Origin of the sequence: Kitasatospora terrestris (assembly GCF_039542905.1) — a bacterium.
GTDB lineage: Bacteria > Actinomycetota > Actinomycetes > Streptomycetales > Streptomycetaceae > Kitasatospora > Kitasatospora terrestris.
On sequence record NZ_BAABIS010000001.1, the window covers coordinates 8,260,334 to 8,285,198 of the forward strand.

Below are 24,865 nucleotides of genomic sequence, written 5' to 3' on the forward strand. Positions count from 1 at the left end.
AGGTGAGGGCGCCGGTACGGCAGGTGACGCCCCGCTGCGCGCGCTCAGCCCGCGGCGAGGTGGCGGCGCCAGGACGCGTGCCCGCTGATGTCGACCGCGTCCACGAAGGCGGCGGGTTCGCACAGGAACCCGGTCGTCGAGCTGCCGTCGGCGAGGCGGACCGGGCCGAGCGCCATCGGCTGCGGGAGGGCGGCGAGCAGGGCGCCGAGGCCGGCGGCGGGCAGGCGCCACACTTCGACCTCGACGGCGACCCCCGTGCCGGGGGCCACCCGTTCGAGGCCCGGCTTGGGGGGCACGGTGGCCAGCGCGTGCAGCCGGTAGTCCGGTGCGGTGCGGGTGGTCGCCTCCAAGGTGGCGCCGAGGGCGAGGAGTTGCGGGTTGAGCGGCTGGCCCGTCAGGTGGGCGCCGGCCACCGCGAGGCGCAGCGGCGGTTCGGTGAGCTGCCGGGCGATCGCCGCGAGCCGGTCCTCGGTGCGGGCCCGTCCGAGCAGCATCACGCCGAACGGCAGCCCGGCCACCGTGCCCGCCGGGACGGCGAGGGCGCACAGCCCCAGCAGGTTGGCCGAGTTGGTGAAGCGGCCGAGCCGGGTGTTGATCCCGACCGGGTCGGCGGCGACCTCGGCGAGCGTCGGGTGGCCGGTGGTGGTGGGCAGCAGCAGGGCGTCGGCGTCGCCGAGTTCGGCGAGGGCGAGCTCGCGCAGCCGGGCGAGCTCCGCCTGGTCCCGGAACAGCCGGTGGGCGGGCAGTTCGGCCGCGGCGGTGATGATCCGGTGCACCGTCGGGTCGAGGTCGGCGCCGCCGCGGGAGACGAACCCGCCCACCGCGGCGTAGCGTTCGGCGACGAAGGCACCTTCGTACAGCATCGCCGCGGCGGCGCCGAACGGCGCGAGGTCGAGGGTGCGCAGCTCGGAACCCTCCGCGAGCCGGGCGGCCGCCGCCTCGAAGGCCTCCGCCCAGCCGGGGTCGAGCGCGCCGAGCTGACCGGTCGGCGGGACGGCCACCCGCCACGGGCCGGGCCGGCGCGGCGGCGCCTGCGCGTCGACCGGGTCGGCGAGCACCGCGTACGCGGCCAGCGCCCGGTCGACGGTGGCGGCGAACACCGAGACGCAGTCCAGCGTGCGGCAGGCGGGGACGACGCCCTCGGTGCTGATCGCGCCGACGGTCGGCTTGAGCCCGACGATGCCGTTGAGCGCCGCGGGCACCCGTCCGGACCCGGCCGTGTCGGTGCCGAGCGCGAGGTCGGCGATGCCCAGCGCCACGGCGACGGCCGAGCCGGAGCTGGACCCGCCGGAGATCCGCTCAGGGTCCACCGCCCCGCGCACCGCGCCGTACGGGCTGCGGGTGCCGACCAGGCCGGTGGCGAACTGGTCGAGGTTGGTGGTGCCGAGGACGACCGCGCCGGCCGCCCGCAGCCGGGCCACCGCCGGGGCGTCCGCGGCGGGCCGGCGGGCGAAGGACGGGCAGCCCGCCGTGGTGGGCAGGCCGGCCACGTCGATGTTGCCCTTGACCGCGACCAGCAGCCCGGCCAGCGGCAGGAACGCGCCCGCCGCCAGCCGGCGGTCGACCTCGGCGGCCTCCGCCGTCACCTCCGCCTCGGGCCGCAGGTCGATCCAGACCTCGGGCCGGTCGACGGCCTCGATCCGGCGGTACGCGGCCCGGACCCGGTCGGCGGCCGAGCCGGAGTACGGCCGTGGCCCGGCGGCGGCGGTCATCGGGCGGCCGCCAGCACGGCGAGCGCGGTGCCGGCCTCGACCTGGTCCCCGGCCCGGACCAGCAGCTCGCGGACCACGCCGTCCTGCGCCGCGGTCACCGGCGACTCCATCTTCATCGCTTCGACGGCCATCAACTGCTGTCCCTTTCTGACCTGTTGGCCCACCACCACGTCGACCTTCCAGACGCAGGCGGTGAACTCCGACTCCACCAGGCTGCCACCCGCCGGGACGGCGACCTCGCGGCGCGGCGGCGGCCCGGCGGACTCGGCGCTCAGCGCCCGGTCGAACTCCCCGGCCTCCTCCCAGGCCCGCCGCTCGGCGGCGAACGCCCCGGCCTGGACGGCGCGGAACTCCGCGATCGGTCCGGCGTGCTCGGCCAGGAAGGCGAGGTGGTCGGCGAGCGCGAACTCGCCCTCCTCGATCCTCGGCCGGAACCGGCCCGCCGCCATGTCGGCGCGCAGCTCCAACAGCTCTTCGGCGGAGACCGGGTACCAGCGGATCCGGTCGAAGAAGCGCAGCAGCCACGGCGCTCCCGGTTCGAACGGCCCGCGCTGCTGCCAGCCGGACCACATCTGGACCGTCCGGCCGACGAACTGGTAGCCGCCCGGCCCCTCCATGCCGTACACGCACAGGTACGCGCCGCCGATGCCGACGGAGTTCTCCGCCGTCCAGGTGCGGGCCGGGTTGTACTTGGTGGTGACCAGCCGGTGGCGCGGGTCGAGCGGGGTGGCCACCGGCGCGCCGAGGTACACGTCGCCCAGGCCGAGCACCAGGTACTCGGCGTCGAACACCGTGCGGTACACCTCGTCCACCGAGGCGAGGCCGTTTATCCGGCGGATGAACTCGATGTTCCACGGGCACCACGGCGCGTCGTCGCGCACGCCCGCCATGTACCGCTCGATCGCCTCCCGGGTCGCCGGGTCGTCCCAGGACAGCGGGAGGTGGACCGTCCGGCTGGGCACCCGCAGCCGGTCGGTGGCGGGCAGCTCCCGCTCGATCCGCCGGGCCAGCTCCAGCACTCGGCCGACCGGCAGCCGGTCCGGGTCGACGTGGACCTGCAGCGAGCGGATCCCGGGGGTCAGGTCGACCACGCCCGGCAGGCGCTCGGCGGCCAGCCGCTCGGCCAGCGCGTGGATCCGCATCCGCAGCGCCAGGTCGAGCTGCATCGGCCCGTACTCGATCAGCAGGTTGTCGTCGCCGCTGCGCCGGTAGGTCACCGAGGGACGGTCGGCGCCCTGCGGCAGACGGTCCAGCACGCCGCCGTCGGTGACCGGCGCCCGGTCGGCCACCGGCTCGGCCGCCGGGGCGCGGCGCAGCCCGGCCGCGGCCTCCTCGCCGACCGGCACGAAGCGGACCCGGTCGCCGGGCCGCAGCTGCCCCAGCTTCCAGCGCTGCCCGGTGACCACGGTGGCCGGGCAGACGAACCCGCCCAGTGAGGGCCCGTCCGGGCCGAGCAGCACCGGCATGTCGCCGGTGAAGTCCACCGCGCCGACCGAGTAGGGGGTGTCGTGGATGTTGGAGGGGTGCAGGCCCGCCTCGCCGCCGTCCGGGCGGGCCCAGGCGGGCTTCGGGCCGACCAGCCGCACGCCGGTGCGGGCGCTGTTGAAGTGCACGCTCCACTCGGCGGCGTAGAACTGCGCCATGTCCGCCTCGGTGAAGAACTCCGGTGCGGCGTGCGGGCCCTCCACCACCGCCAGCGCCCAGTCCGCGGTGAACGACGGGCGCTCGGCGGGCGGCACCGGACCGGCACCCGGCGCGTCGCTCCCGCTGTCGTCCGTGCCGTCGCTCTCGCTGTCGTTCGCGCCGTGCAGCACGTCGCCGGCACGCAGCGCCCGTCCGCCGTGGCCGCCGAACTGCCCGAGGGTGAAGGTCGACGCGCTGCCGAGGAAGTCCGGGACGTCCAGGCCGCCCGCCACCAGCAGGTAGCTGCGCAGGCCCGGCCCGGGCGGCGCGCCGACGTCCAGCACCGCGCCGGCCGGGACCAGCACCGGCTCCCACTGCGGGACGGGCAGCCCGTCCACGGTGACCGGCGCGGGGGCGCCGGTCACGCAGACGCGGGTGGCGGCGGTGAACCGCAGCGCCGGGCCCTGGAGGGTGCACTCCAGCCCCGGTGCGCCCTCCGGATTGCCGAGCACCCGGTTGCCGAGCCGGAACGACAGGTCGTCCATCGGCCCGCACGGCGGCACCCCGACGTGCCAGTACCCGGTGCGGCCCGGCCAGTCCTGGACGGTCGTCATGGTGCCCGCCCGGACCACCTCGACGCGCGGCGTCGGGTCGGTCACCGCCGCCAGCGTCGCGGTGTGGTGGGCGGCGGCCCGCACCTCGGGCACCGCGCCGATCGCGCGCAGCAGGCCGAGGTTGGTCTCGATCCCCGCCACCCGGGTGCCGGCCAGCGCCGCGTCCAGCCGGGCCAGCGCGTCGGCGCGGTCCGCGCCGTGCACGATCACCTTGGCCAGCATCGGGTCGTACGCGGTGGTCACCTCGGTGCCGGTCTCCACCCAGGTGTCCACCCGGACGTCCGCCGGGAAGCGGACCTCGGTCAGCCGGCCCGCGCTCGGCCGGTGGCCGCGGCTCGGGTCCTCGGCGTACACCCGGGCCTCCACCGCGTGCCCGCGCGGCGGCCCGACCTCGCGCACCACCTCGCGCTCGCCCCGGGCCAGGCGCAGCATCCACTCCACCAGGTCCACCCCGTGCACCGCCTCGGTGACCGGATGCTCCACCTGCAGACGGGTGTTGACCTCCAGGAAGTACGCCTGCTCGCGCTCGGCGTCGTACACGTACTCCACCGTGCCCGCCGATCGGTAGTCCACCGAGGCGCACAACGCGGCTGCCGAGGAGGCGAGTTCGCGCCGCACCCGGTCCGGCAGGCCGGGCGCCGGGGCCTCCTCCAGCACCTTCTGGTTGCGGCGCTGCAGCGAGCAGTCCCGGTCGCCGAGCGTCACCACCCGGCCCGCGCCGTCGCCGAACACCTGCACCTCGACGTGCCGGGCCCGCTCCACCAGCCGCTCCAGGAACACGCCCGCCGTCGCGAAGCTGGCCGCCGCGACCCGCTGCACCCGCTCCCAGGCGTCCGCCAGCTCCGCGGCCGAGCGGCAGGCCTGCATGCCGATGCCGCCACCGCCGCCGGTGGCCTTCAGCATCACCGGGTACCCGATCGCCTCCGCCGCCGCCAGCGCCTCGCCCAACCCCGCCAGCAGGCCGGTGCCGGGCAGCAGCGGCACACCGGCCGCCTCGGCCGCCGCGCGGGCCGTGTGCTTGGCGCCGAAGACGTCGAGCTGCTCGGGCGTCGGCCCGACGAAGGCCAGGCCCGCCGCCTCCGCGGTCCGGGCGAACGCCGCGTCCTCCGACAGGAAGCCGTACCCCGGGTGCACCGCCCCCGCACCGGTCTCCCGGGCCGCGGCCAGCACCAGGTCGGTGCGCAGGTAGCTGTCCTTGGCTGCGGCCGGCCCCAGCCGCACCGCCCGGTCGGCGAGCCGCACGTGCGGCGCCGACCGGTCCGGGTCGGAGAAGACCGCGACCGTGCGCAGCCCCAGCGTGCGGGCGGTGCGGATGATCCGGACGGCGATCTCGCCCCGGTTGGCGACCAGCAGGGTGTCGAAGCTCATCGCGATCCCCCCTCGGTGATCGTCATCCGCACCGGCGTCGGGTCGAAGCCGTTGCACGGGTTGTTGATCTGGGGGCAGTTGGAGACCAGGACCAGGACGTCCGTCTCGGCCCGCAGGACGACCCGCAGGCCGGGCGCGGAGATGCCGTCCACGATGCCGAGCGTGCCGTCCGCCTCGACCGGGACGTTCATGTACCAGTTGATGTTGGACACCAGGTCGCGCTTGCCGAGGCCGTAGCGGGCGCCCTCGGCCAGGAAGTTCTCCACGCAGGCGTGCTGCTGCCAGGTGTGGTGGCCGTAGCGCAGCGTGTTGGACTCCTTGGAGCACGCGCCGCCCACCGTGTCGTGCCGGCCGCAGTCGTCCGCGACCACCGTCATCAGCGGGGTGTGCTCGTTGGACAGCAGCACGCTGCCGGTGGTCAGGAAGATGCCCCGCTGCGCTTGGAGGGTGTCGGGGGCGCTGTAGCGGACCGCGGTGTCGTGGGCGTCGTACAACAGGCAGTCGACCGCCTGGTTGCCGCGCAGGTCGGTGATGGTGAGGGTGGCGCCGCGCGGGACGACGGCCGACCAGGCCGCGCGGGCCGGGACGGTCTCGTCCAGCAGCACGCCGGGCGCGGCGGGGACGGCGGGTGAGGTGGCGGGTGCGGTGGTCATCGGGCCCCCAGGGTGCGGGTGTTGAGGAAGGCTCGGCCGCGCTCCGGGGTGGCGGCGGCCAGCGGGTCGTCCGCGGCCGTCGGCACGCCGGGGACGGCGCGCAGGTGCAGCGGCGTGCAGTGGAACTCCGGCCGCGGGTCCAGCGGATGGGCCGTGTTGGCGAGCAGCACGGTCAACGGCTGCTCGGCGCGCAGCACCACCCGGGCGCCCGGCCCGGCCGAGCCGGTCGAGCGGAGCGAGCCGTCCGCCGCCACCCGGATCCCGTGGAAGAAGGAGACGCTCGGCGGCAGGTCGCGCGGCGTCAGCCCCTGCTTGGCGGCCGCCAGCTTGAACAGCTCCCGGCCGGCCGGCGACCGCCCCTGCGGCGTGCCGTCGCCGTAGCGCGCGGTGTTGCGGGCCGCCGTCGAGGTGCCCGCCAGCGTGTCGTGGCGGCCCGAGGAGTCGGCGACCACGGTGGCCAGCACCCGGCCCTGGTCCGACAGCAGCAGGCTGCCGACGCCCAGGTACGCGTTCCACTGCACCTTCGCCGTGTCGGCGGTGTTCAACCGCTCCCACGGGCGGCCGGTCACGAACAGCAGCAGGTGTGCGCAGGCGTCGCCGTCCCGGTCGGTCAGGGCCAGCTCCGCGCCGGCCGGGACCGCCAGGTGCGCGTAGCCGCCGCCCGCCACCGTCTCCTCCCACAGCGCGCCCTCCGGCGGCGGGAGGAGCGGCATGCAGTCGACGACGGTGCCGGCCTGTGATCGGGCGTGCGCACGGGCCGCACCGGTGGTGGCGGTACCGGCGCCAGGAGTTTCTGTCATGCGACAGAAATTAGGAGCGGGTGGAGTCGCCGTCATTGCCCGTGTGTGGCGGCCGAGTTACCGTCACCTCACCGTCCTGGCCGGGCAGCCGTGAGGCCGGTCGGCGACGGCCGGCCCGGATCGGGAGGTGTGCGAAGATCGAGGAATGCCCGTCGACAACCCCCGCCGCAGCGGCGCCGGACGCGTCGGCCGCCCCCGCGCCCAGGCCAGGCCGGACAGCGACCTGAGCCCCCGGGAGGAGGTCCTGGCCGCCGCCGCCGAACTCTTCACCCGGGACGGCTACGCGGCCACCACCACCCGCGCCGTCGCCGAGAAGGCCGGCATGCGGCAGGCCAGCCTCTACCACTGGTTCGCCGGCAAGGAGGACATCCTCGCCACCCTGCTGGAATCCACCGTCGAACCCTCGCTCGGCCGCGCCGCCGACCTGCTCGCCGCTGTGGAGACCGACCCCGCCGCCCGCCTCTGGGCGCTCGCCGCGTACGACGCCGCCCTGCTCCACCGTGGCCTGTACAACCTCGGCGCGCTCTACCAGCTCCCCGAGGTGCGCGGCGAGCGCTTCCAGGGCTTCCGCCGGGCCCGCGCCGAACTCAAGGCCGCCTACGGCGAACTGCTCCTCCTGCTCACCCCGGGCGAGGGCGACCTGGAGCTGCGCACCGACCTGCTGTTCGGCCTGGTCGAGGGCGGCGTCGCGGTCGCCCGCGAACGCGCCGACCGGGACGCGGACCGCGTCGCCGGGGCCGTCGCCGCCGCGGCCCTGCGCTTCGCGGGGGTCCCCGCCGACGCTGCCGCCCCGGCCGCCCGCGCGGGCGCCGCGCTGCTCGCCGCGCCCCGGCCCGCCGCGGGCTGACCGCCCCGGCCGGGGGCGGGCGTGCGAACGCCGTCCCCCTCGGGTCGGCGGAGGACGGCGTTCGGGGACTTCGTCGGAGCGGTCAGCGGCGGCGGGTGGTGGCCAGCCGGTACGCGGTGCCCAGCAGCAGCGCGGCGGCGACGGTGAGCACGGTGAACCAGCGCAGGTACCAGTGCCCGCCGGTCGGGTCGTAGACGGCGGCACGCGGCCAGGCGAGGTTCACCGTCATCGCCGCGCCGTAGAGCAGGGCGAGGGCGTTGACCGGCAGGCCCCAGCGGCCCAGCGAGAAGAGCGGGCGGCCGCGTTCGTCGACCGCGGGGGCGTAGGCCGGGCCGAGCGGGAGCCCGCGCAGGCGGCGGACCAGCGCGGCGCCGACCACCAGGGAGTACGCGGTGTAGACGAGCGCGATGCAGGTGGTCTCCAGCGCCAGGAAGGCGTTCGGGGCGGCCAGGTTCACCAGCAGGAAGCCGACCGCCAGCACGCCGACGGCGGTCGCCGCGGCGGACGGCATGCCGGTGCGCGGCGAGACCGCGGCGAGCCGGCGGGAGCCGGGCAGGACGCCGTCGCGGGCCATCGAGAACAGCATCCGGGCGCCGGCGGTCTGCATGGCCAGGGTGCCGACGCAGATCGCGACCGCCACGTCCGCCAGCAGCGCCCGGCCCGGGCCGTCGCCGAGCGTGCTGGTGAGCACGTACGACAGGCCGTCGGTGGCGAGCCGGCCGTCGGTGAGGCTGGGTGCGGCGAGCAGCCCGCCGAGCAGCAGGAGTCCGCCGCCCGCGCCGGCGGCGAGCAGCGCGGTGAGGATGGTGCGGGGCGCGGTGCGCCGCGGGTCGACGGTCTCCTCGGAGAGCTCGCCCGCACTGTCGAAGCCGATCAGGACGTAGGCGGCGGTGAACGAGCCGACCAGGAAGGCGCCGAGGTACCCGCCGCCGCTGTGGCCGGTGTGCAGGACGACGGTCGGGGTGCGCTCGGCGTGGGTGAGCAGCAGGACCACGATCAGGGCGATGCCGACGAGTTCGGCGGTCACGCCGATGCCGTTGACGACCGAGAGCACCCGGTTGTCGAGGACGTTGACCAGGGTGGTGAGGGCGATCAGCGCGCCGCCCAGCAGGACGGCGTTGGCGGCACCGGTCGGGGTATCCAACGCGCTTTCGCCGCCGATCAGTTGGAAGCCCGACCAGAGGGAGGGCAGGACCACCTGCAGGGCGAGCGCCGCCGCCGTCACCACGACGATCTGGCCGAGCACCATCAGCACCCCGGTGAACCAGCCGTAGCCGGCGCTGCCCAGCCGCGACGCCCACTGGTAGATGGCGCCCGAGATCGGGTAGCGGGCGGCCAGCTCGGCGAAGCAGGCGGCGACCAGCAGTTGGCCGCCGAGCACCAGCGGCCAGCTCCAGAAGAACGCGGGCCCGGCGAACCCGTACCCGAACGCGAACAGCTGGAACACCGTGGTGAGCACCGAGATGAACGAGAAGCCCGCCGCGAAGGAGGCGAACCGGCCCATGGTGCGGTGCAGTTGCTGGGGGTAGGGCCCGGCGGGCCGCGACGGGGGGCCGTCGGTCGGACGGGGGGCGGGGGGAGCGCTGGTGGTCATCGGGGCACCGGCCTTCCACGACGGGCGACGACGGGGGCGACATTTTCTGTCGACCGACAGGAATAGGGGATCGCCGATTCCCCCGCATTGCCCGACTGTTGCCGCCCGATTGCCGTCTGCTCACCTCGCGTTCGCGGAACCCGCGAGCCCGCGGCGGTGCCCCGCGGTGGTGCCCTGCGATGGTGCCCCGCGGTGGTGCTCTGCGGCGGGGTCAGGACCAGGCGCCGCCGCCGGCCGCCAGGTGGGCCGCCGCGTCGGCCACCGGCGTGTCGCCGTCGGTGAGTTCGACGATCACCCGGCGCAGCGTCGGCTGGTGCAGGGCCGCCGCGATGAACGCGGCGACGTTCTCCCGCCGCACCTCCCCGTACTCCACCGCCAGCCCGGCGGTGACCCGTCCGGTCGCGGCGCCGTCGCGGAGCGTGCCGGGCCGCACGATCAGCCAGTCCAGGTCGGTGCCGGACAGGTACACGTCCGCGGTCTTCTTCACCCGCATGTAGTGCTCGAAACCCTCGTTGGTCTCCCGGTCCCGGCCCGCGTCCGGGAAGACCGACACCAGGACGAAGGTGCGCACCCCGGCCCGGACGGCGGCGTCCGCGGCCTTCTCCAGCCCCCGGCCGTCGATCAGCGTGGTCTGGTCCGGCCCGGTGCCGTGCGCGCCGGCCGAGAACACCACCGCGTCGTGCCCGGCCAGCTTGGCGGCCAGCTCGTCCACCGTCTCGGCGACCAGATCGCCGACCACCGGGGTGGCGCCGGTCTCCCGGACCGCGTCGACCTGACCGGGCGCCCGGTACATCCCCGACACCGTGTCACCGCCCGCCGTGAGCAGCCGCGCGAGCGGGCGTCCGACACCACCGGCGGCACCGATCTGGAACACCTTCACGGTCACACTCCTTCTCCCGAGTCGTGGCCCCCACCCTGCCACCGGCGACCCGCCGCACCTGGCGATCCGCGCCGCCCGGCGCGTCGTGCCCGGCGCGCCGGCCGTTCCGGCACGGACGGCAGAGACGGCAGAGACGGCAGAGACGGCAGAGACGGCAGGGAGGGCAGGGAGGGCGGGGAGGGCGGGGAGGACGGGGAGGACGGGGAACGCTACGGCGGGGTGCCGTGGCTGCGCCGGCTGTGAGGGGCGCGCCGGCAGAGACGGCGGGGGCGGCTACGGCGGGGTGCCGCGGCTGCGCCGGGTGTGACGGCGGGTCGGGCCGCGAGGGGGTGCCGTGGCTGCGCCGGCTGTGAGGGGCGCGACGGCTGCGCTACGGCTGCGGGGGTGTCAGCCGGGCGGCTCGGTCGAGCAGGAGTGCGCGCTCCCGGGCGTTGCCGGCCAGGGCGGCTGCCCGTTCGAACTCCGCGCGGGCCTCCGCCGGGCGTCCGAGCCGCTCCAGCAGGTCGCCCCGGACGCTCGGCAGCAGGTGGTACCCGCGCAGGGCCGGGGCCTGCGCCAGTCGGTCCACCAACGCCAGCCCCGCCTCGGGCCCCTCCGCCATGGACACCGCGACGGCCCGGTTCAGTTCCACCACCGGCGAGGGCGTGAGGACGGCGAGCCGGCCGTAGAGCGCGGCGATCCGGGTCCAGTCGGTGTCCTCGTACCGGGCCGCCGTCGCGTGGCACCCGGCGATCGCCGCCTGCACGGCGTACGGTCCGCTGCCCGCCCGACCCAGCGCCGCGACCCCGCGGCGGATCAGCAGCCGGTCCCAGCGGGCCCGGTTCTGGTCGGCGAGCAGCACCGGCTCACCGTCCGGACCGGTCCGGGCCGCCAGCCGCGAGGCCTGGAACTCCAGCAGCGCCGCCAGGCCGTGCACCTCCGGTTCGTCCGGTGCGAGCCCGGCCAGCACCCGGGCCAGGCGCAGCGCGTCCTCGCACAGGGCCGGCCGGAGCAGGTCGTCGCCGGCTGTCGCCGCGTACCCCTCGTTGAAGATCAGGTAGATCACTTCGAGCACCGAGGACAGCCGGGCCGCCCGGTCCGCCCCGTACGGCACCTCGAACGGCACCCTGGCGGTGGCGATGGTCCGCTTCGCCCGGACGATCCGCTGGGCGACCGTCGGCTCCGGCACCAGGAACGCCCGGGCGATCTCCGCCGTGGTCAGGCCGCCGATCAGCCGCAGGGTGAGCGCGATCCGGGCCTCCGCCGACAGCACCGGGTGGCAGGCGGTGAAGACCAGCCGCAGCAGGTCGTCGTCGATGTCGTCCGCGTCGGCGGGCTCCGGCGGAGGCACGTCCTCCAGCGACCGGCCGACCTCCGCCAGCTTGCGGGCGTACGTCTCCCTGCGGCGCACCAGGTCGACCGCCCGGTGCTTGGCGGTGGTCATCAGCCACGCCCCCGGCCGGTCCGGGACGCCGGACCGCGGCCACTGCTCCAGCGCCGCGACCAGCGCGTCCTGCGCGATCTCCTCGGCGATCCCGACGTCCCGCACGATCCGGGTGACGCCGGCGATGATCCGCGCCGACTCGATCCTGAACACCGTCTCGACCGCAGCCGCCGCGCCCCGCTCCGTCACGGCCACCCATCAGAGCAGCCGTGAGCGGAACGGGGCAAACCCGACGCGCCGATGCCGGGTCGACATCGCGTCGGCGCCGCGTCGAGGTTCGAGGTCGCGTCGGCGTCGGCGCGGCAGGTCAGTTGCCGGGCGGGGTCGGCATCTCGTCGATCTGCCGGATCTCGGCGCCCACCTCCCAGCTCTCCGGGTGGGTGGACAGGAAGCGGCGGGTCCACTCCTGCGCCTCCGCCATGTCCTTGCACTGCATGATCGCGTACCCGCCGACCACCTCGCGCGTCTCGGTGAACGGACCGTCCGTCAGGCTCACCTTGCCGCCCTGCCAGGACAGCCGGGTGCCCTCCGCCGTCGGCTTCAGCCCGTTGGTCTCCAGCATCACGCCCGCCTTGGTGATCTCCTCGAACAGGGCACCCATCCGCTGCTCGAAACCCGGGTCCGACTCGAAATCGGCGGCCGCCTTCTCGTCGATACGGATCAGCGTCATGAATCGGGGCATGGTGTCGCTCCTCGGTCGTCCGGGCGGGGCCGCTCCCCGCCTCCCAACCATGCGTCGAACGGGAGACGCCGGGATCGACATCCACGCCGAAGATTTTTCCGAACCCCGTCGACGGGGCCGCCCATGGGTCCGAACCGGGGTACTTCGCGGCCGATGCGGTGACAGCGGCGACCGACGGACATGCCGGGCGGTGCCCGCCGGGGACAGATGGTGACCGGCGGGTTCGTACCGGCAGCCGTAGGGGTGAGCGATGCGCGGAGTACACGCGGGGCTTCGATGGGCGGCGGTCGTCGCCGCCGCGGCGGGGGCGGTCCTGCCCGCCCGGCCCGCCGCAGCCATCGAAGGCGGCTGGGACGCCGACGTCGCGCACCACCCGTACCAAGTGGCGGTCGAGTACCGCGGCGCGCACATCTGCGCCGGCAGCGTCCTCGGCCCGTCCAGCGTGCTCGCCCCCGCCCACTGCGCCGACGTGATGTCCACCGCCGCGCTCACCGTCAGCGTGGGCACCGTCCTGCGCAAGGCCGACCCGAACGACCCGACCGCGCGCGGCCTGCGCCAGCGCGTCGTCGGCGTCGCCGTACACCCCGCGTACGACCCCTCCACGCGGGCCGCGGACCTCGCCGTCCTCACCCTGGCCGCGCCGCTCGCACTCGGCGACGGCCTGCGGGCGGTCACCCTCCCCGCCCAGGACAGCGAACCGGCCCCGGGGACGACCGCCACCGTCTCCGGCTGGGGCGCGACCAGCACCCAGACCTCCCGCTCGCCGAAGCTCCGCGCGGCCCGGGTCACCGTCGTCCCGTGGACCGTCTGCGCCGCCGCGGCCGGTACGGCCGGGGCCGCCACCGCTCCGAGTCCTGCGGTCGCCGCTCCTGCGGTCACCCCGCCCCCGGCCGTCGCCGGTGAACTGTGCGCCGTCCCCGAACGCGCCCACCTGCGCCGCGGCGACGACGGCAACCCGCTGATCGCCGGCGACACCCTGATCGGCATCACCGCAGCACCCGAACCGCCCGGAGCGGACGGCGGCAGCGGCTCCCGCTTCGTCAACACCGGCGCGTACAGCGCCTGGATCCGCACCGCCGCCCGCCTGCCCGCCGCCTCCGGGTGACCGGGACGACCCCGGCCGGAAAACCGCTGGAACCACGGCCGCAGGCTCCGGCACGATCGTCCGATGGGCGCATTGGACGCAGTCGCAGCACGCGTCGCCGCAGGGGCGACCGTCGAATTCCGACCGACCGGCACGTCGATGGTGCCGCTCGTCCGCAGCCGCCAACTCGTCGCCGTCGCCCCGGCCGACCCGACCAGGCTGCGCCCCGGCGACATCGTCCTCGCCAAAGTCGCCGGCACCGTCTACCTGCACCTGGTGTCGTCCGTCGACCCGGCCCGCAAGCGCGTCCAGATCAGCAACAACCGCGGCCGCGTCAACGGCTGGACCAGCCACGACCGGGTCTACGGCATCTGCCTCGCGGTGGACGGTGTCCCGCGCCCCGGCGCCGCCGACAAGGCGCGCACCGGCTGACCCCCGGGGCCGCGCCGGTGGCGGGTCACGCGGACGGCAGGGACGCCGGAACCTGGCCGGTCTCCACCCAGGAGGTCACGATCGGCTCGACGGACACACCGAAGGCACCCGCCAGCAGGACGTGCAGCAGCAGCCCGGTCGCCTTCGCGAACAGCAGCGGCGACGACTCCCGGTCGTACCCCGCCCGGTCGACCACCAGCCTCCCGGCCGGCAGCGCGCCGCCGTTCAGGTACGGCCACAACCCGTGCACCACGGCATCGTCCAGCCCCTCGGGCAGGCCCGGCAGCAGCACCCCGGGAAGCAGCCCCGGCAGCGGCGCCGGCCCGACCGTCTCCCAGTACCGGACCCGCCAGTCCAGCCGCTCGCCCTCGCCCGGCACGTACTCGCCGCCCACCAGCGCGACGGCCCGCTGACCGCCGTAGTTCCGGTGCGCCTCCAGCACCGCCCGCGACCGCACACCCGAGGCGACCGGACGGGCCGCCGCCAGCCCGCCGAGACCGCGCTTGCCCAGCAGCCGGAACTCGACGCGGTCGCCGTCGACGGCCGCCTCCGTCCCGGACGTCCTCACGGCGAACACAGGGAGCTCCTTCCGGCCATGGCGGCATCAGATCACCCCGGCGCCCCGGCCGACCAGCGGATTTCCGTCACCGACGACGCGACGAACGCGGTTGACGCGTCCGGACGGCGGATGATCGGCTTCCGGCATGGACGACAGCTCGACCCGTGACCGGCTGCCACCCGAGGCGGTCGAACTCCTGCAGGCACTCCTCCGGGACGACACGCCGGCCCACCGTGCCCTGCGGTCGCAGATCCCCCACTTGAGGGTCACCGGCGGATGCCCGTGCCCGTGTCCCAGTCTCGACTTCGGCCCAGCCGAAGTGGGCGAGGTCGCGGTGGAGCCGGCACCGGTCACCGGGCAGCCCGTGGCCGAGGCCGTCGTGCTCGACGCCGCGGGCCAGGAGATCGGCGGAGTGATGGTGTTCGCCCACGACGGGTACCTGTCCAACCTGGAGGTCTACACCTGGGAGGACGCGCCGATGGCGGGCCTCCCCGCTCCCGACCGCCTGCGCTGGTGAGTGCGCCGGCGGCAGCGGTTCAGGACGCTGCCGCCGGCGCACTCACCGGGCGGGCGGGCCCGCGACGCTCAGGCGCGCTTGATCGCCGGGAAGGCCGCCGTCGTGTCGACGTAGTACTTGCGGACCAGCGGGCCGAATCCGTCCGGCGAGTTGCCGAGGACCATGTCCTTGATCACCTGGTTGCACTTCGCGTCGGTGAACGCCGACACCTTCGCAACGGTGCCGGCGCCGCCGAGGGCGACGGGGATCCACGCGTTCCGGGACTCCGGCGTGGCGCTGACGTCCGGGTCGAGGCCCAGGAAGAACCGGCGCCCGCCGGGCTCCTGCCCGGTGGCCAGGAGCAGGATCACGTGGAAACCGGTGCCCTGCTTGTTGTGGAACGTGCTCCTGGCTCCCGCCACGTGCCCGGTCGGACCGTTGACGGTCACGGCACGGTCGCCGTGCAGGATGGTGCTGATCCCCGCCCACTTGGGGGCGATCTCGACCGCCGCCGACAGATCCCCCGGCTCGTAGAGCCCTCCGGCGCCGGGGCTCAACCGCTCGCCCAGATCCTTGGCACGCTCACCGCAGAGCTTGTCCAGCACTCCGTTGAAGAAGGTGGAATCGGTCGGCATCTGCAACCAGACCTTGAGACGGTCGAGAGCGGTGGCCGCCACCGTGGCGTCGATCGCCTGCGAGATCCGAGCCCGCAGTGTCGCGACCGCCGGGGTCGTCACGTCCCCGGCTTGGACGTACGCCTGCTCGATCATGAGAACTCCCCCCAGAGTCAACTCCCCTGCCCCCACTATGGCGTACGGAACCCGCCACCCGTGGTGCAACGAGGAAACGGAGTGTCAGACCGAGCGGGGCGACCTGAACCTGCGAGGACGGGCGGGGTGTCGTGGGCGAGGCGCGGAGACGTCGGTCGGTGGGCAGGCTAGGATCGCGCGGGTGGCATCGGATATCCGGCACCAGGTCGTCGTGGTCGAGCCCGATCCGCTGTGGGAGCAGGGCGGACGCACGCTCGCGAAGGAGCTGCGCGGCGCGCTCGGCCCGCTCGCGGTGCGCGTCGAGCACATCGGCAGCACGGCGATCCCCGGGATGGCCGCCAAGCCCGTCCTCGACCTGCAGGTGAGTGTCGCCGACCTCGCGGCGGCGGAGACGGTTTTCGACGGGCCGCTCGGCGCACGGGGGTTCCGGCTCTCGCCGTACCGGTACGACCACGTGCCGGCCGGACGGGACGACGACCCGGAGCGGTGGGCCAAGCGGTACTGGTCGCGACGCGGCGAAGCCGCTGCGGGCCCGGACTGCAACCTGCACGTGCGGCTCGTCGGGTCGCCGAACGAGCGGCTGGCGCTGCTGTTCCGCGACTGGTTCCGCGCCCACCCCGAGGCGGTGCCCGCGTACGCGCAGTTCAAGACGGTGCTCGCCGGTGCCCTCGCCGACCTGGACGACTACGCCGACGTCAAGGACCCGGTGGTCGACCTGGTCGTGGTGGTGGCGGAGGAGTGGGCCGCGGCGACCGGTTGGGAGCCGTACCGCACCTGATGCGCCGACCGCACCGGTGGGGCCTGCGCCGCCCACGACCTCTGCTGCGGGAGGGGATCGAGAGCATGGCGGGTGTCCTCGTCGGGCCGCTGGAGGCCGGGGAGCTGACGGACGTGCTCTCGCTGTTCGACGAGAACTGATCGGCCGGGGACAGGAGTCGTCGGCGTGCGGGTCGTCGACGGCGGTGCCGGTGCGGATGTGCTCCTCAGCGGGCGGGTCGGCGGTCGAGGGCGATGATCGCGATGTCGTCGCCGAGCTGGTGGGTCCACTGGCGGGCGTCGGCGGTGAGGAAGCGGACCAGGTCGTCGGGGGCGGCGGACGGGGCGTGGGCGAGGCGTTCGGTGAGGGGGTAGAACTCGCCGGAGGCGTTGCGGGCCTCGCTGAGGCCGTCGGTGTGCAGGAGCAGCGTGGTGCCGGCGGGGAGCGGGATCCGGGCGGGCGCGGGGGCGGCGCGGTCGCCGAGGACGCCGAAGCCGAGCGGCAGCAGCGCGGGGACGGCGAGTTCGGAGGTCGAGGCGGGGGTGACGGCGAGCGGGGCGAGGTGGCCGCAGTTGATGACGGCGAGCTGGTCGTCGCCGTCGCGGAGTTCCAGGATCAGCGCGGTGGCGAACAGTTCCTCGTCCTCGCGGGTGACGGCGGCGCGGACCAGCTGCCGGTCGAGACGGGCGGCGAGCTCGCCGAGGTCGGGCGTCTCGTGGACCTGGGAGCGGAAGCAGCCGAGCAGGTCGGTGACGGTCTGCACCGCCTGCAGGCCCTTGCCGCGGACGTCGCCGAGCAGGATCCGCGCCCCGTACGGGGTGTGCAGTGCCTCGTAGAAGTCTCCGCCGATGCCGGTGTCGGCGGTGGCCGGCTCGTACAGGGAGGCGAGCCGCAGGTCGCCGAGGCGGGGCGGGACGTCGCGCAGGACGGCCCGCTGCAGGGCGGTGGCGGAGGCGCGGGAGGTCGCCAGCCGGTCGGCCTGCCGGACGCGGATCCAGGCGGCGGCGCCCGCGGCCAGGCCGATCGCCATCACCGAGGCGATCGCCCACGGCCGGTCGGCGTGGTCGGCGCCGGCCAGTCCGCGCAGCAGCAGGTACTGGACGCCGGCCGCGCCCGCGACCGCCAGGACCACGGTCCGCTTCCCGAGCGCGAGGGCGGCCGCGCCCGCCACCACGGTGCCCACCCAGATCAGCTCGTGCACCCCGGCGTGCCCGGCCGTCGCGAGCACCGTGGACGCGTGCGGCACGGCCGCGGCGGCGGCCGTGCCCAGCAGCAGCGCCACCGGGTACAGGCCGCACATCGTGGTCCGGCACTGCCGGGGCAGCGCCGCCAGGAACTCCGTCGCCTGCGGCACCTGGGCCAGCATCAGGCCGAAGCCGACCAGGGCCGCGATCACCCCCGCGACGGCCGTCGCCGCCGTCGCGCCCGACGGCAGCGCATGGAGCAGGACCATCCCCACGGCGGCCAGCGGCAGGCCGAGCGAGGCGGCGGCGACCCGGGAGACGCCTCGCCGCGCGGCGAGCAGGCCGGCCGCCGCCGTACCGAGGCCGAACGCCGACACCGCCAGCAGCCCCTGCCACGGCGGCGCGCCGGCGGCGGTCGTCAGCGCGGGCACGGCGAGCACCAGGACGACCTCGGTGAAGCCCAGCGCGACGGCGGCCGCGGTCGCCGACAGCGTCTCGGGGACCGGCACCCGCCAGGCGCGCGGGCGGCGCCGGGCCGAAGCCCGCAGGGCCGCGAAGCCCGCCACCGCGAGCGCCGGCCCGGCCGTCTCGGCCGCCAGCACCCACGGATCGGCCCAGCCGCGGGCCGGGCCGAGCTGGAGCGCGGCCACGGTCAGGGCGACCGCGGGCAGCATCACCGCGGTGAACGCCGCGACCTCCGCCGGGCGGGCGCGCGGGGCGTCGGCGGGTGGCAGGAAGCGGCGGACGGCCAGCGCCAGCCCTGCGGCCACCAGCGGGACCACCGCGGCGAGAGCCCGCCAACCGACCTGGTCGACCAGGCGGGCCGCCAGGTTGGACACCGCGAAGAACGCCAGCCCCATGGCCGCCAGCACGCCGCCGACCACCCGGCCGATCCGGCCCGGCAGGTGCCGCTCCGGCACCGACGCCAGGCACACCACGAACGTCGCGCTGACCGCCATCCCGACCAGCACCCGGGCGAGGTTGAACGACCACGGGTCGAAGGCGGCCACCAGCAGGAGGCCGCCCGCGCAGAGTGAGGTGAGGGACCAGGAGAGGACCCGGCGGGCACCGAACAGGTCCGCCGCCGGGCCGGCTGCGAACAGCCCTGCGACCACCACCAGCACGCCGAGGACCTGCCCGATCCCGGCGCGCGCCGGGCCGACACCGAGCTCGACCGCCGCGTGGGGCGCGGCCGCGCCCTGCAGGCCGGGCAGCAGCACGCACATCACGGCCACCACCGTCAGCAGCACGCTCACCAGCCGCGCCGGCTCCGACGGCCGCCGGACCCCGCTCACCTCTCCGGTGGCCGTCGCCTCCGCCGTCACCCCTGCCACCGTCCGCTTCCACACCGTCACGAGCCTATCGCCGCAGGTGCCGGCAGGGACCGACGCGACACCCGGGCGGACGGGGGGTCAGGTGGGGGAGAGCACAGGGGAGGAGGAGGTGGCGCGACGCTCGGGCGGACGGGCGGACGGGCGGACGGGCGGACGGGCGGACGGGCGGACGGGGGGTCAGGTGGGGTCGGGCGGACCGATGGCGGGTCAGGGCGCGGAGATGAGGCGGCTGAGGCCGGGGGCGAGCCAGGGGCGGCGGCCGGTGGCGCGGATGCGGCCGGTGGCGACGGCCTTCCACATCGGGGTGCGGCGGAAGGAGACGAGGAGGAAGGCGGTCGGGTCGGCGGTGATCCGGCAGTCGTACGCGCGCGGCGGGGCGTCGCGGGTGACGGTGGCGCGGCCGTCGTCGACGACGACCGCCAGGCGTGGTCCGCCCCTGAGGGCGAGGTCGAAGGCGACGCTGACGCCGGCGGCCCGGACCGGGTCGAGGGCGAGCGGCATCATGGTCGGCATGGCCTGACCGAGGACCAGGCTCGCGTCCTCGGGTGCGATCGTCCACGGCAGCCCGGCGCCGCGGGCGATGTCCAGGCCGTGGACGAGCGATTCGCTGAGCAGCAGGCCGGTCGCCGCGGCGACGGTGAGGTGCTGGTCGGGGCCGTACCAGGGGGTACGGAGCGGGGTGCCGGGGGAGAGCTCGGCGGTGGCGCGCAGGAAGAGGGCGCCGCGGTCGGCGACGTGCGCGCCGAGCCCGGCCCGCTGCTCGGCGTCGAAGAGCTGGATGGCGACGGCGTTGACGTCGGCGATGCGCCGTTGGAACGGGAGGTCGCCGGCGGGGACCAGGGCGTCCCAGTCCATCGGCTCGCCGGCTGCGACGGCGCTGAAGCCCAGGTGGACGGCGGCGAGGTGGGCGCCCGCGTCGCCGACCGTCCAGTGGGGGACGCCTGAGGCCGCGTCACGGTCGGGGACCGCGTCGAGGAGTCGGACGAGGCGGTCGATCACCGCGGCGAGCGCGGCGCGGGTGCGCGCGTGCTCGGTGGCCGGGTCGAAGGTCGTGGCGGTGCCCATGGCGCTCCCCTGGCAGTGGACGGGCCCGCAGATTACCGCCCAGTAGGGTCGGTTGGACAGGGGCTGTCAGTGCCGGCCGGGAGGATCGGTGGATGACCGAATCTGCTGCCATCAGGGCCTACTGGGACGCTGCCGCCGAGGCGTTCGACGAGGAGCCGGACCACGGACTGCGGGAGGAGGCGACGCGTACGGCGTGGGCGGAGTGCCTGGCCGACTGGCTACCGGGCGGGACGGAAGGGGCGGAAGGGGCGCGCGAGGTGCTGGACGTGGGCTGCGGCACCGGTTCGCTCTCGCGCCTGCTGGCCGAGGCCGGCCACCGGGTCACCGGCGTCGACCTCGCGCCGAGGATGGTCGAGCAGGCCCGCGCCAAGTTCGCCGCCGCGGGTCTCCCGGGCCGCTTCCTGGTCGGGGACGCCGCGGCGCCGCCGACCGGCGGGGCGGAGTTCGACGCGGTCCTCTCCCGGCACCTGGTGTGGACGCTGCCCGACCCGCTCGCCGCGCTGCGCGCCTGGGTCGACCGGCTGCGCCCGGGCGGGACGCTGGTCCTGGTCGAGGGCCGCTGGGCGCAGGCCGCCGAGCCGGGCCCGTACGTCGCCGGGGCGGAGCGGCTGCCGTGGAACGGCGGGGTGGGCGCGGCCGACCTGGCGGACGCCGTCCGCCCGCTGGTGGCCGGGCTCCGGGTCGAACCGCTGGGTGACCGGCCGGTGCTGTGGGGCGGCCCGGTCACCGACGAGCGCTACGCGCTGATCGCGCGGGCGCGGTGAGGCTCGACCTGGCGGGGTGAGGCACGGCGGGGTGAGGCGAGGCGCGGCGGGGTGATCGGATCCGGCGGGTGATCAGACCGGGCGGGGTGATCGGGCCGGGCGGGGTCATCAGGCTTGGCGGGCGAGGAAGACGAGCTCCCGACCGGGCCGGTCGGGGGCATCCCGGACGTCGAGGAGCCGGAACCCCTGCGCCGTCAGGTCCGCCTGGACCTCCGGGCGTTCGCGGAACCGCAGGGTCGACTCGGAGGTGAGCCGCTGCCCGTTGGCGGCGAAGAGGTAGGTCCAGCGGAAGGTCACCAGCGGCCCGTCGACGGCCAGCAGGTCGACCCAGTACTCGACCGCGCCGACGTCCGGGAGGTCGACCACCCGGTGGGTGGCCGCCCGGTTCCAGGTCTCCCAGGCGCGGGCGGCCGGGTCGCGGGTCTCGAACACCAGGTGCCCACCGGGGCGCAGGGCGTCGTGGGCACCCCGGAGGGTCCGCCGCCACGCCTCGGGCGCGGCGATCGCCTGGGCGACGTTGGCGGTCATGGTGACCAGGTCGACCCGCAGCGGCGGCAGGGCCGTCACGTCGCCGCGGATCCAGCGGACCCGGTCGGCGCCCGGTCTGCGCTCCGCCACCTCGACGGAGGCCTCCGCCGGGTCGACGCCGACCACGTCCAGGCCGTGGTCGGCCAGCAGCAGTGCGAAGCAGCCCGTGCCGCAGCCGATGTCCAGGACGCGCTCCGCTCCGAGGCCGAGGGCGAGGTCCCGGTAGGGGAGCAGGTCGCCGCGGTCCGGTTCGAGCAGGTCGTGGACGGCCGCGAGCCGGGGGTGGCGGAACTCCTCGTCAGCCACCGGAGGAGCCCGACCAGAGCTGGGCGGGCAGGCCCTTGGCGCCCGGGGCGTCGCGGAAGAGCAGTCCGGAGGCGGGGTGCCGGGAGCTGGTGGCGGTGGTGATCCACAGCGTGTCGAGTCCGGGCCCGCCGAAGGTGCAGCTGGTCGGGCGGGGCACGGGCAGCTCGACGGTGGCGAGGACGCGGCCGGCGGGGGAGAGGCAGTGGACGGCCCAGCCGTCCCAGAAGGCCACCCACAGGTTGCCGTCCGCGTCGAGGGTCATGCCGTCGGGCATGCCCGGGATGCGGGAGACGTCGATCGAGCGGATCAGCGGCCCGACCGGACCGTGCTCGGGGTAGGCGTACAGGTCGATCCGGCGGGTCGGGGTGTCGATGTACCAGAGGCGGTCCGGCTCGGGCCAGGCCAGGCCGTTGGGGATGGCCAGGCCGTCCAGGACGGCCGACACGCCGCCGTCCGCGCCGAGGCGGTAGAGCGGGCCGGGCAGCCGCGGCTCGTCGAACTGCATGGTGCCGGCGACCAGGCGCCCGTACGGGTCGCACTTGCCGTCGTTCATCCGGCGGTCCGGGCGGTCGGGTTCGACGGCGGCGAGCAGGTCGGTGCGGCCGGTGGCGAGGTCGAGGCGCTCGAAGCCGCGCTCGGTGGCGAGGACCGCGCCGCCGTCCGCGCCGATCGCCAACGTCCCCGGCACGGTGTCGAGTCCGGTGCGGACGGTGTGTCCGGTGGAGGGGTCGTGGCTGAGCACGCAGCGGTCGGGGATGCCGATCCAGCGCAGCTGCGCGGCGGCGGCGTCCCACACGGGCCCCTCACCGAGGGCGAGTCGGGCGGAGTCGGCGACTTCGGCGAACACGTGCGGTCTCCGGGGCAGTTGGGACGACGGGTGGGATCACGCTACCTGCTGACCGGCCGGAGGGCACGGGTTACGCCCGCACCGCCCGCGATGCGCCCGGCGCCCGCGGGGTCCGTGGCACGTCCGACGCCCGCAGGGCCGGTGGCGCCGGTGACGTCCGCACGACCGGTGACGCCCGCACGGTCGGTGGCGCCCGTGACGCCCGCGGGGCTCAGCGGAGCAGGGCCTCCGGGAGCATCGCCGCCATCCCGCCGTCCACGGCCAGGCAGGCGCCGTTGACGAAGGAGGACTCCTCGGAGGCCAGGAAGGCCACCGCGCGGGCGACCTCGCCGACGGTGGCGAACCGGCCCAGCGGCGAGGCACTGCGCAGCGCGTCGCCGAGCTCCGGATCGCTCCACACGTCGCGGTTGCGCTCCACCGGGACGAAACCGGGCGCCACCGCGTTGCAGCGCACCCCGAGCGGCCCCCACTCGACGGCGGCGGCCCGGGTCAGCGCGAGCAGCCCGGCCTTGGCGGCCGCGTACGCGGCGAAGCCGGGCACGGCGCCGTGCGCGTGCGGGGAGGCGAGGTGGACGATGGTCGCCGGGCCGGACGGGTCGCGGGCGGCGACGAAGGCGGTGCCCAGGCGGCGGGCGGCGGAGAGCACCAGGTCGAAGGTGCGGTGCCAGGACTCGTCGGGCTGCCCGAGCGGCGCGGGCGTGCCCTCGTAGGCGGCCTGCACCAGGATCGAGGCCGGGCCGCCGAGGTCCGCGGCGGCGGCCAGCACGAGGGCGGGCGTGCCCGGGTCGGTGACGTCCGCCCGGAGGGGGGTCAGCAGGCCGGGCTCGGCCAGCCGCGAGACGTACCCGGAGACGTCGACGGCGACGATCCGGGCGCCGCGGGCGGCCAGTTCGGCGGTGACGGCGGCACCGATGCCGTGGGCGGCGCCGGTGACCACGGCGACGCGGTCGACGAGGTCTTGCGGGCGGGTCAACGGGGGCTCCTGGGCGGGTGGGGGTCGCGCGGGCACCGGCACGACCGGGACTGGCACGACCGGGACCGGCCCGACGGAGCGGCGGATCGTGGCGCCGACGGCGGTCCGTGCACCACCGAAGCTAGGGAGGTGACGGGCCGTCGGGCAAGGGGCGGGCGCCCGCGGACATCGGACCGCCATCGTCCGCAACATGGCGAAACATTGCGCAATACCCGTTCCCACCAGGCGAGATGGTGTTTGACAGGGGCGGCCGGCGTTCCCCAGGATGGCGGTCGACCGCAGCCCACCAGCCGAAAGGGGGAACGATGAACGCCGCCGTCCGTGCCGCCTGTCCCTGTTCCCCCTGCTGTCGCTGCGCCTGCGCGATCCGTCTCTGACGTCCGTTCCGGATCGCCGCCCTCCCCTTCCCCCGGTACTGCCCTGCCGCCCGCCGTGCGGGCCGCCGCGGCGTGCCGTGCCGCCCTCCGTCACACCCCGCACCCCCGTACGCCCCGACCCGGGCGCCGTCTCCCGAGGAGCCATGCCATGACCACCGCTGTCGACCTCCGCCTCACCCCCGCCGCCGGCCGGATCGGAGCGATCGTCCACGACGTCCGCCTCGGCGGAGACCTGTCCGCCGAGACCGTGGCCGCGATCGAGGGCGCCCTGTACCGGCACAAGGTGCTGTTCTTCCGCGGCCAGCAGCACCTGGACGACGCCGGGCAGGAGGCGTTCGCCCGCCTGCTCGGCCAGCCGGTCGGCCATCCGACGGTACCGAGCGCGGACGGCCGCTACATCTTCGAACTGGACGCCACCAAGGGCGTCCGGGCCAACAACTGGCACACCGACGTGACCTTCGTGCCGTCCTACCCGAAGGCGTCCATCCTGCGGGCGCTGGAGCTGCCCGAGGCGGGCGGCTCCACGGTGTGGGCCAACACCGCGGCCGCCTACCAGGACCTGCCCGAGCCGCTGAAGGCGCTGGCGGACGGCCTGCGGGCGGTGCACACCAACGACTACGACTACGCGGCGAGCCTGGCGCTCACCCCGGAGCTGGCGGAGAACCGGGAGGTCGCCGAGCTGTTCCGGAAGGTGTTCGTGTCGACCGCCTTCAAGACCGAGCACCCGGTGGTGCGGGTCCACCCGGTGACCGGCGAGCGCAACCTGCTGCTGGGCGCGTTCGCCCAGCGCATCCAGGGCGTCTCGGGCGCCGACAGCCGCGCCCTGATCGGCATCTTCCAGCGGTACGTCGAGCGCCTGGAGAACACCGTCCGCTGGGACTGGCAGGTCGGCGACGTGGCGATCTGGGACAACCGCGCCACGCAGCACTACGCGGTCAACGACTACGGCGACCAGCCGCGCCTGGTGCGCCGGATCACCCTGGACGGCGACCTGCCGGTCGGCGTCGACGGCACCCCGAGCCGCCTGCTGGAGCCCACCGAGCCGCCGGCCGTCCCGGGCCTGGTCCCGGCCGAGCAGCTGGAGCCCGCCAACTCCTAGCCGGTGAAACCCCGGTGCGGCCGCGGGCCGGCCGCACCGGGCGCTCTTCCCCTCCTTCTCCCACCCAGCAACAGACCCAACCTGAAAGGGCCGT

General features: G+C 75.8%; 23 protein-coding genes. 8 read left to right on the forward strand and 15 right to left on the reverse strand.

Annotated features, from left to right (window positions below; genetic code table 11):
- Positions 1-44: 44 nt before the first annotated feature.
- Genes ABEB06_RS37730 through ABEB06_RS37745 form a run of 4 tightly spaced genes read right to left on the reverse strand, consistent with a single transcriptional unit; the run spans position 45 to position 6,770 of the window.
- A complete protein-coding gene (locus ABEB06_RS37730; RefSeq protein WP_345701463.1) occupies positions 45-1,712 on the reverse strand; it encodes an allophanate hydrolase in 1,668 nt (555 codons plus the stop codon).
- A complete protein-coding gene (uca, locus tag ABEB06_RS37735; protein ID WP_345701464.1) occupies positions 1,709-5,317 on the reverse strand; it encodes an urea carboxylase in 3,609 nt (1,202 codons plus the stop codon). The genes ABEB06_RS37730 and uca overlap by 4 nt, the downstream gene beginning before the upstream one ends.
- Positions 5,314-5,970: an urea amidolyase associated protein UAAP2 gene (locus ABEB06_RS37740; protein WP_345701465.1), complete on the reverse strand. Its 657-nt coding sequence runs from the start codon at positions 5,968-5,970 to the stop codon at positions 5,314-5,316. Before ABEB06_RS37740 ends, uca begins: the two co-directional genes overlap by 4 nt.
- Complete coding sequence (locus ABEB06_RS37745) at positions 5,967-6,770, reverse strand: urea amidolyase associated protein UAAP1 (RefSeq protein ID WP_345701466.1); 804 nt, start codon at positions 6,768-6,770, stop codon at positions 5,967-5,969. Before ABEB06_RS37745 ends, ABEB06_RS37740 begins: the two co-directional genes overlap by 4 nt.
- A gap of 145 nt (positions 6,771-6,915) precedes the next feature.
- Here ABEB06_RS37745 and ABEB06_RS37750 point away from each other — a divergent pair, with 145 nt between their 5' ends.
- Positions 6,916-7,617 carry a TetR/AcrR family transcriptional regulator gene (locus ABEB06_RS37750; protein WP_345701467.1) on the forward strand — a complete coding sequence of 234 codons (702 nt, stop codon included), beginning with the start codon at positions 6,916-6,918 and terminating at the stop codon, positions 7,615-7,617.
- A gap of 82 nt (positions 7,618-7,699) precedes the next feature.
- Here ABEB06_RS37750 and ABEB06_RS37755 read toward each other — a convergent pair whose 3' ends face one another.
- The 4 genes from ABEB06_RS37755 to ABEB06_RS37770 form a co-directional block, all read right to left on the reverse strand.
- Positions 7,700-9,211 (reverse strand): amino acid permease, encoded by a 1,512-nt coding sequence (locus ABEB06_RS37755; protein ID WP_345701468.1) that lies wholly within the window; start codon positions 9,209-9,211, stop codon positions 7,700-7,702.
- A 211-nt stretch (positions 9,212-9,422) separates the two neighbouring features.
- A complete protein-coding gene (locus ABEB06_RS37760) occupies positions 9,423-10,091 on the reverse strand; it encodes an NAD(P)H-binding protein (RefSeq protein ID WP_345701469.1) in 669 nt (222 codons plus the stop codon).
- 370 nt (positions 10,092-10,461) lie between these two features.
- A complete protein-coding gene (locus ABEB06_RS37765; RefSeq protein WP_345701470.1) occupies positions 10,462-11,703 on the reverse strand; it encodes an RNA polymerase sigma factor in 1,242 nt (413 codons plus the stop codon).
- Positions 11,704-11,821: 118 nt separating this feature from the next.
- Positions 11,822-12,196, reverse strand: coding sequence for a YciI family protein (locus ABEB06_RS37770; RefSeq protein WP_345701471.1), 375 nt, complete (start codon positions 12,194-12,196; stop codon positions 11,822-11,824).
- Positions 12,197-12,446: 250 nt separating this feature from the next.
- Between ABEB06_RS37770 and ABEB06_RS37775 the strand changes: the two genes are divergently transcribed.
- Both ABEB06_RS37775 and ABEB06_RS37780 read left to right on the forward strand, forming a co-directional pair.
- A complete protein-coding gene (locus tag ABEB06_RS37775) occupies positions 12,447-13,301 on the forward strand; it encodes a serine protease (protein ID WP_345701472.1) in 855 nt (284 codons plus the stop codon).
- A gap of 63 nt (positions 13,302-13,364) precedes the next feature.
- The gene (locus ABEB06_RS37780) at positions 13,365-13,712 is read left to right on the forward strand and encodes a S24/S26 family peptidase (RefSeq protein ID WP_345701473.1); all 348 of its coding nucleotides are present in this window, start codon (positions 13,365-13,367) and stop codon (positions 13,710-13,712) included.
- A 25-nt stretch (positions 13,713-13,737) separates the two neighbouring features.
- Here ABEB06_RS37780 and ABEB06_RS37785 read toward each other — a convergent pair whose 3' ends face one another.
- Positions 13,738-14,289 (reverse strand): hypothetical protein, encoded by a 552-nt coding sequence (locus ABEB06_RS37785; protein WP_345701474.1) that lies wholly within the window; start codon positions 14,287-14,289, stop codon positions 13,738-13,740.
- 127 nt (positions 14,290-14,416) lie between these two features.
- Here ABEB06_RS37785 and ABEB06_RS37790 point away from each other — a divergent pair, with 127 nt between their 5' ends.
- Positions 14,417-14,788 (forward strand): hypothetical protein, encoded by a 372-nt coding sequence (locus tag ABEB06_RS37790; protein ID WP_345701475.1) that lies wholly within the window; start codon positions 14,417-14,419, stop codon positions 14,786-14,788.
- 68 nt (positions 14,789-14,856) lie between these two features.
- Here ABEB06_RS37790 and ABEB06_RS37795 read toward each other — a convergent pair whose 3' ends face one another.
- Entirely contained in the window at positions 14,857-15,537 is a 681-nt protein-coding gene (locus ABEB06_RS37795; RefSeq protein ID WP_345701476.1) for a hypothetical protein, read from the reverse strand.
- 181 nt (positions 15,538-15,718) lie between these two features.
- On the opposite strand from ABEB06_RS37795, the gene ABEB06_RS37800 reads away from it, so the two are divergent.
- Together ABEB06_RS37800 and ABEB06_RS37805 are read left to right on the forward strand one after the other, a co-directional pair.
- Entirely contained in the window at positions 15,719-16,315 is a 597-nt protein-coding gene (locus ABEB06_RS37800) for a GrpB family protein (RefSeq protein WP_345701477.1), read from the forward strand.
- Positions 16,315-16,455: a hypothetical protein gene (locus tag ABEB06_RS37805; RefSeq protein ID WP_345701478.1), complete on the forward strand. Its 141-nt coding sequence runs from the start codon at positions 16,315-16,317 to the stop codon at positions 16,453-16,455. Before ABEB06_RS37800 ends, ABEB06_RS37805 begins: the two co-directional genes overlap by 1 nt.
- Positions 16,456-16,520: 65 nt before the next feature.
- Here ABEB06_RS37805 and ABEB06_RS37810 read toward each other — a convergent pair whose 3' ends face one another.
- Positions 16,521-18,827 (reverse strand): MFS transporter, encoded by a 2,307-nt coding sequence (locus ABEB06_RS37810; RefSeq protein ID WP_345701479.1) that lies wholly within the window; start codon positions 18,825-18,827, stop codon positions 16,521-16,523.
- 192 nt (positions 18,828-19,019) lie between these two features.
- The gene (locus ABEB06_RS37815) at positions 19,020-19,877 is read right to left on the reverse strand and encodes a maleylpyruvate isomerase family mycothiol-dependent enzyme (RefSeq protein ID WP_345701480.1); all 858 of its coding nucleotides are present in this window, start codon (positions 19,875-19,877) and stop codon (positions 19,020-19,022) included.
- Positions 19,878-19,969: 92 nt separating this feature from the next.
- Here ABEB06_RS37815 and ABEB06_RS37820 point away from each other — a divergent pair, with 92 nt between their 5' ends.
- Positions 19,970-20,641, forward strand: a complete 672-nt coding sequence (locus ABEB06_RS37820; protein WP_345701481.1) for a class I SAM-dependent methyltransferase — start codon at positions 19,970-19,972, stop codon at positions 20,639-20,641.
- A 108-nt stretch (positions 20,642-20,749) separates the two neighbouring features.
- On the opposite strand, the gene ABEB06_RS37825 is transcribed toward ABEB06_RS37820, so the two are convergent.
- The 3 genes from ABEB06_RS37825 to ABEB06_RS37835 form a co-directional block, all read right to left on the reverse strand.
- Entirely contained in the window at positions 20,750-21,475 is a 726-nt protein-coding gene (locus ABEB06_RS37825) for a class I SAM-dependent methyltransferase (protein WP_345701482.1), read from the reverse strand.
- On the reverse strand, positions 21,468-22,322 hold the full coding sequence (locus ABEB06_RS37830) for an SMP-30/gluconolactonase/LRE family protein (protein ID WP_345701484.1): 855 nt from the start codon (positions 22,320-22,322) through the stop codon (positions 21,468-21,470). Before ABEB06_RS37830 ends, ABEB06_RS37825 begins: the two co-directional genes overlap by 8 nt.
- Positions 22,323-22,533: 211 nt before the next feature.
- Positions 22,534-23,295 (reverse strand): SDR family NAD(P)-dependent oxidoreductase, encoded by a 762-nt coding sequence (locus ABEB06_RS37835; RefSeq protein ID WP_345701485.1) that lies wholly within the window; start codon positions 23,293-23,295, stop codon positions 22,534-22,536.
- 525 nt (positions 23,296-23,820) lie between these two features.
- Between ABEB06_RS37835 and ABEB06_RS37840 the strand changes: the two genes are divergently transcribed.
- The gene (locus ABEB06_RS37840; RefSeq protein ID WP_345701486.1) at positions 23,821-24,771 is read left to right on the forward strand and encodes a TauD/TfdA dioxygenase family protein; all 951 of its coding nucleotides are present in this window, start codon (positions 23,821-23,823) and stop codon (positions 24,769-24,771) included.
- The last annotated feature ends 94 nt before the right edge of the window (positions 24,772-24,865 follow it).

Excerpts from the sequence above, each read along its gene's own strand:
- ABEB06_RS37740 (WP_345701465.1), bottom strand. The coding sequence starts at position 5,970 with ATGACCACCGCACCCGCCACCTCACCCGCCGTCCCCGCCGCGCCCGGC.
- ABEB06_RS37815 (WP_345701480.1), bottom strand. The coding sequence starts at position 19,877 with ATGGGCACCGCCACGACCTTCGACCCGGCCACCGAGCACGCGCGCACC.
- ABEB06_RS37750 (WP_345701467.1), top strand. The coding sequence starts at position 6,916 with ATGCCCGTCGACAACCCCCGCCGCAGCGGCGCCGGACGCGTCGGCCGC.
- ABEB06_RS37805 (WP_345701478.1), top strand. The coding sequence starts at position 16,315 with ATGCGCCGACCGCACCGGTGGGGCCTGCGCCGCCCACGACCTCTGCTG.
- ABEB06_RS37820 (WP_345701481.1), top strand. The coding sequence starts at position 19,970 with ATGACCGAATCTGCTGCCATCAGGGCCTACTGGGACGCTGCCGCCGAG.
- ABEB06_RS37780 (WP_345701473.1), top strand. The coding sequence starts at position 13,365 with ATGGGCGCATTGGACGCAGTCGCAGCACGCGTCGCCGCAGGGGCGACC.
- uca (WP_345701464.1), bottom strand. The coding sequence starts at position 5,317 with ATGAGCTTCGACACCCTGCTGGTCGCCAACCGGGGCGAGATCGCCGTC.
- ABEB06_RS37775 (WP_345701472.1), top strand. The coding sequence starts at position 12,447 with ATGCGCGGAGTACACGCGGGGCTTCGATGGGCGGCGGTCGTCGCCGCC.
- ABEB06_RS37840 (WP_345701486.1), top strand. The coding sequence starts at position 23,821 with ATGACCACCGCTGTCGACCTCCGCCTCACCCCCGCCGCCGGCCGGATC.
- ABEB06_RS37745 (WP_345701466.1), bottom strand. The coding sequence starts at position 6,770 with ATGACAGAAACTCCTGGCGCCGGTACCGCCACCACCGGTGCGGCCCGT.
- ABEB06_RS37730 (WP_345701463.1), bottom strand. The coding sequence starts at position 1,712 with ATGACCGCCGCCGCCGGGCCACGGCCGTACTCCGGCTCGGCCGCCGAC.
- ABEB06_RS37770 (WP_345701471.1), bottom strand. The coding sequence starts at position 12,196 with ATGCCCCGATTCATGACGCTGATCCGTATCGACGAGAAGGCGGCCGCC.
- ABEB06_RS37795 (WP_345701476.1), bottom strand. The coding sequence starts at position 15,537 with ATGATCGAGCAGGCGTACGTCCAAGCCGGGGACGTGACGACCCCGGCG.
- ABEB06_RS37790 (WP_345701475.1), top strand. The coding sequence starts at position 14,417 with ATGGACGACAGCTCGACCCGTGACCGGCTGCCACCCGAGGCGGTCGAA.
- ABEB06_RS37755 (WP_345701468.1), bottom strand. The coding sequence starts at position 9,211 with ATGACCACCAGCGCTCCCCCCGCCCCCCGTCCGACCGACGGCCCCCCG.